General features: G+C 61.9%; 4 protein-coding genes. All 4 read left to right on the top strand.

Annotation, left to right across the window (positions count from 1 at the left end; genetic code table 11):
• Positions 1 to 297 (top strand): TolC family protein (locus J0I64_RS00570; RefSeq protein WP_291405414.1); only part of this gene is annotated, 297 nt, incomplete at its 5' end.
• 187 nt (positions 298 to 484) lie between these two features.
• Positions 485 to 1,303 (top strand): DUF2497 domain-containing protein, encoded by an 819-nt coding sequence (locus J0I64_RS00575; protein ID WP_291405416.1) that lies wholly within the window; start codon positions 485 to 487, stop codon positions 1,301 to 1,303.
• Positions 1,304 to 1,436: 133 nt separating this feature from the next.
• Positions 1,437 to 4,190, top strand: coding sequence for a valine--tRNA ligase (locus J0I64_RS00580; RefSeq protein WP_291405418.1), 2,754 nt, complete (start codon positions 1,437 to 1,439; stop codon positions 4,188 to 4,190).
• Positions 4,191 to 4,194: 4 nt separating this feature from the next.
• Positions 4,195 to 4,804, top strand: a 610-nt coding sequence (locus tag J0I64_RS00585; RefSeq protein ID WP_291405420.1) for a hypothetical protein, incomplete at its 3' end; no start/stop codon positions are given.

The following is a 4,804-nucleotide window of genomic DNA, read 5'->3' on the forward strand; positions in this document are numbered from 1 at the left end:
GCCGCTCAGGCCGCCGTTCAGGCCGGTACGACCGTTCTGGAGGGCACGATCCAGGAGCGTGACCTTGGTACCAGCACCACGCTCGACGTGCTCAATTCGCAGGCCGAACTGACCAGCGCGCGCGAAGGGCTGATCAACGCCCAGACTTCCAAGGTCGTCGCGACCTTCTCGTTGCTTTCAGCCATGGGCCGCCTGACGGCTTCCAGCCTCGGCCTGCCGGTCGAAGTGAAGTCGGCGGTCAACTATACGCAGGCTGTCGAGGATGTTTGGCAGGAACTGCGCACCGTCGCAGAGTAAAGCTCTGACATCGAACCAGTTATTGTGGCCGGGTCGCTCCCGGCCACAACTTTTTGTGGAAGTTGCTTGGCACGTCCACGCACCGATTCCTATATCGGCCGGAAGCGGTTAAGCTGTCGGTAACGAATCGGGTTGGGCGACTTGCGGAGGCCCTCTCGAGCGTCGCGCACGAGTTTAAGAGGCACTTATGAACAAGCCGGCCGCCAAAGAACCGTCCATGGATGAGATCTTGTCCTCCATCCGGCAGATCATTGCCGATGATGACGAGAGCGCCGCACCCCGCCGTCCGTCTCTTCAGGTTGCCGCTGACCCCATGGAAGCAGCGCCTGCCGTGAGCCTCGATCACGAGGACGAGACGCTGGCCCTGTCTTCGGCTCAGATCGTGCCTGAAAGCGAAGCTGCCGCGGATATGGGCTTTGAGGCTCTGCTTGCCGATGCCCAGGCCGAAACGGCCGAGGCTGACGAAGAAGAAGCTGCGACGCTGGTCGTGCCCGACGACATCGGCTTTGCGCCTGCGGAGCCAGCAGCAAACGCTGTTGAACTCCCGAGCTTTGATCCGGCGCCGGCCGTTGCCGAGTTGCCTGAGTTTGTTGCCGAACCCGAATTTACGCCCGAACCAGAAGTTGAGGCCGCTCCCGTGCTTTCTGCTGTTAGTATCGATGAAGATCGCTCCGTGACCGAGATCGAATCCGAAACGACAACCTATGCGCGCCCCTCGCTGGCGTCGGCTTCGCCCATGCCCGACGCGACCCTGAGCGCCGATATTGCTGAAGGCCTGCTCGAAACCACGACCAAGGCTGCGGTTCGCGACTCCATCGGCAAGCTTGGCGCTGCCGGCATCGGCGTACTGGCCTCTCCCTCGCTCGGCAATGCCAACCTGACCATCGAGGCAATGGTGCGCGAGATGCTGCGTCCGATGCTCAAGGAATGGCTGGATGAAAACCTGCCGTCCGTCGTCGAACGTATGGTCGAGAAAGAAATCGCCCGCGTCGCACGCGGCGAGTGACCTTCAGGTCGGGGCAGGGTGCTTTTCCTGCCCCATCGCAGTTGACCCTGCCGCGCGCTTTTGCTTGAAGTTGCCAACCCCTTTTGGGCCCGCCATGTTCTGCTTGGCGGGTCAATCTTGTTGCGAGTGACCCATGCTTGAAAAGACCTACGAACCCGCTGCCGTGGAAAGCCGCATCTATGATGCCTGGCTCGACGCGAAGGCATTTGCTGCGGGTGCGGGCGCCAAGCCGGGCGCGGAGACGTTCACCATCGTCATTCCGCCCCCGAACGTGACCGGGTCGCTGCATATCGGCCACGCGCTGAACAACACGATCCAGGACATTCTCATCCGCTTCAACCGTATGTTGAAGAAGGACGTCCTCTGGCAGCCGGGCACCGACCACGCCGGCATCGCGACGCAGATGATCGTCGAGCGCCAGCTCGCCGAAAAGCAGATGGACCGTCGCTCTATGGGGCGCGACGCCTTCATCGATCGCGTCTGGGAATGGAAGTCCGAAAGCGGCGGCACCATCATGAATCAGCTCAAGCGCCTCGGCGCTTCGGCCGATTTCTCGCGCGAGCGCTTCACCATGGGCGAGCGTGGCCAGGCCGACGACCAGATGGTCCGCGCCGTCACCAAGGTTTTCGTCGAGCTGCACAAGCGCGACCTGATCTATCGCGCCAAGCGCCTGGTGAACTGGCATCCGGGCCTTGAGACCGCGATCTCTGACCTCGAAGTCGAAAACATCGAAATCAAGGGCCACATGTGGCACCTGCGCTATCCGCTGGCCGATGGCGTAACCTATCAGTTCCCTGTCAAGGACGAGGAAGGGAACGTCACCGGCCACGAAACGCGCGACTACATCATAGTGGCTACGACGCGCCCTGAAACCATGCTGGGCGACGTTGCCGTCGCTGTGCACCCGGAAGACGAGCGTTATCAGCCGCTCGTGGGCAAGTTCATCGAGCTGCCGCTGGTCGGCCGCCGCATTCCGATCGTTGCCGATGAATATGCTGACCCGGCCCTCGGCACCGGCGCGGTGAAGATTACGCCTGCGCATGATTTCAACGACTTCGAAGTCGGCATGCGCGCCGGCGTCGAGCCGATCAACGTGTTCACCACACGCGGCGCGATCATCGATGCCGATTTCATCCCGGCAAAGTATCGCGGCCTCGATCGCTTCGAAGCGCGCCAGGTGATCGTTGCGGATCTCACGGCACTGGGCGCGGAAAACCCGATCCGCGGTCTTGATCATATCGAAGACAAGAAGATCATGGTGCCGCATGATGAGAAATCGAAGCTCGTCGTCATCGAGCCCTTCCTGACCGACCAGTGGTGGGTGAAGGCCGACGTGCTGGCCCAGCCAGCGCTGGCCTCGGTGCGTGAAGGCCGCACCAAGTTTGTGCCGCAGCAGTACGAAAACACCTATTTCGCCTGGCTCGAAAACATCAAGCCGTGGTGCATCTCGCGCCAGCTCTGGTGGGGGCACCAGATTCCGGCCTGGTATGGCCCGGACAATGAGGCTTTCGTCGCCTACAGCGAAGCCGAGGCCCAGGAAGCTGCGACCAAGCACTACGGCAAGGCCGTAGAACTGCAACGTGACCCTGACGTTCTCGACACCTGGTTCTCCTCCGCTCTCTGGCCGTTTTCGACCCTGGGCTGGCCGGACGAGACGCCGGAACTGGCACGCTATTATCCGACGCAGGTGCTGGTCACCGGCTTTGACATCATCTTCTTCTGGGTCGCCCGCATGATGATGATGGGCCTGGAATTCCTCGAGGAAGAGCCGTTCCACACCGTCTACATGCACGCTCTGGTCCGCGACGAAAAGGGCCAGAAGATGAGCAAGACCAAGGGGAACGTGATCGATCCCCTCAAGCTCGTCGACGAGTATGGCGCTGACGCAACGCGCTTCACGCTCGCCGCCATGGCCGCCCAGGGGCGTGACCTGAAGCTGGCGATCTCGCGCGTCGAAGGCTATCGCAACTTCGTTACCAAGATCTGGAACGCCGCGCGCTTCCTCGAGATGAACGAATGCCGCCGTGTCGAAGGTTTTGAGCCCAAGGCCAACAAGCTTGCGCTCAATCGCTGGATCGTCGGCGCAACCGTGCGGGCTCTCGCTTCGGTGCGTCAGGGCATCGAGGACTACAAGTTCAACGAAGCCGCCAACAATGCCTATGACTTCGTCTGGGGCACCTTCTGCGACTGGTACGTAGAATTCGCCAAGCCGGTCTTCAATGGCGACGACGAAGCGGCCAAGGCCGAGACGCGCGCGACTGCCGCCTGGGCACTCGATCAGATCCTGATCATGCTGCACCCGATGATGCCCTTCGTGACGGAAGAGCTGTGGGAAGAAACCGGCAAGTTCGGTCCGAAGCGCGAAAACCTGCTGATCCTGACCGAATGGCCGAGCCACGAAGGCCTCGAAGACGCCGATGCAGACGCCGAGCTGGCCTGGCTCGTGGACGTGATCTCCAACATCCGTTCCGTGCGCGCCGAAATGAACGTTCCGGCGAGTGCGAAGCTGCAGCTGGTCGTGACCGGGGCAGGCGAACAGACCCTGGCCCGTCTTGTGGCAGGCACCTCGCTGATCACCCGCCTGGCGCGTCTAGAAGAGATTTCGCCGCAGAACCAGGTTCCGGGCGAGTCGGCGCAGTTCGTGGTCGGCGATGCGACCTTTGCGCTGCCGCTGGCGGGCGTCATCGACATCGCAGCGGAAAAGACCCGTCTGCAGAAGGAAGTGGGCAAGCTCGACGACGAAGTCACCGGCATCGACAAGAAGCTCGGCAACGACCAGTTCGTCGCCAAGGCGCCGGAAGAGGTGATCGAGGAGCAGAAGGCTCGCCGGGAAGCCGCGATTGATCGCCGCGAGAAGATCCTCGAAGCCCTGAAGCGCCTGAGCTGAAATCATGGATGGCGCGCCGAAGCACACCAGTGACCGTGCCCTGCACAATGGTCTCGTGGGCATCGGCGCCGTTCTGATTTTCGATGGCAAAGGCGGCATGAAGCGGTGCGAGCCGACTGACCCGCCGCACGTCATTCCGCCTCACGGCTTCAAGCTGATCGTCGGCAACTCCAAGGGCCCGGAATTCAAGCTCTGGCTCAAGGGAGAGCTGGGCGAGTTCAATTCCGGCCTTCTGACCGCGCCCACCTCGCGGGCGCGGTGTACGGTCATGGATGACCGTGCTCTGGTCATGCTGCGCGTGGTGCGTCCGGGCGCCGCTCCGCATGATGTGGGGCGCCAGTTCCTGACCGTCTGGATCGAAGAAGGACGCGTCATCATCGCGTCCGAACTCAATATTCTGGATTTTCTGGGCCTGACCAAATGGGAACAGGCTGCGCATGCGCCGGTGTCCCCGGCGGACCTCATCGCGGTCGTCGATGATCTCTTCGTGCACCAGCACAGCACGCTCGGAGAGAGCCTGCAATTCGTCGCCAATGCGGGCGGTGCGCATCGCCGCGTCTCTGAGCCGAAGCCGGTCGCGGTCGGAGAAAAACGAGAGATCTTCGATTTCGAGC

This window comes from Devosia sp., from assembly GCF_017307565.1.
Lineage (GTDB): Bacteria > Pseudomonadota > Alphaproteobacteria > Rhizobiales > Devosiaceae > Devosia.

Coding starts and splice junctions, on each gene's coding strand:
- J0I64_RS00575 (WP_291405416.1), top strand. CDS start 485: ATGAACAAGCCGGCCGCCAAAGAACCGTCCATGGATGAGATCTTGTCC.
- J0I64_RS00580 (WP_291405418.1), top strand. CDS start 1,437: ATGCTTGAAAAGACCTACGAACCCGCTGCCGTGGAAAGCCGCATCTAT.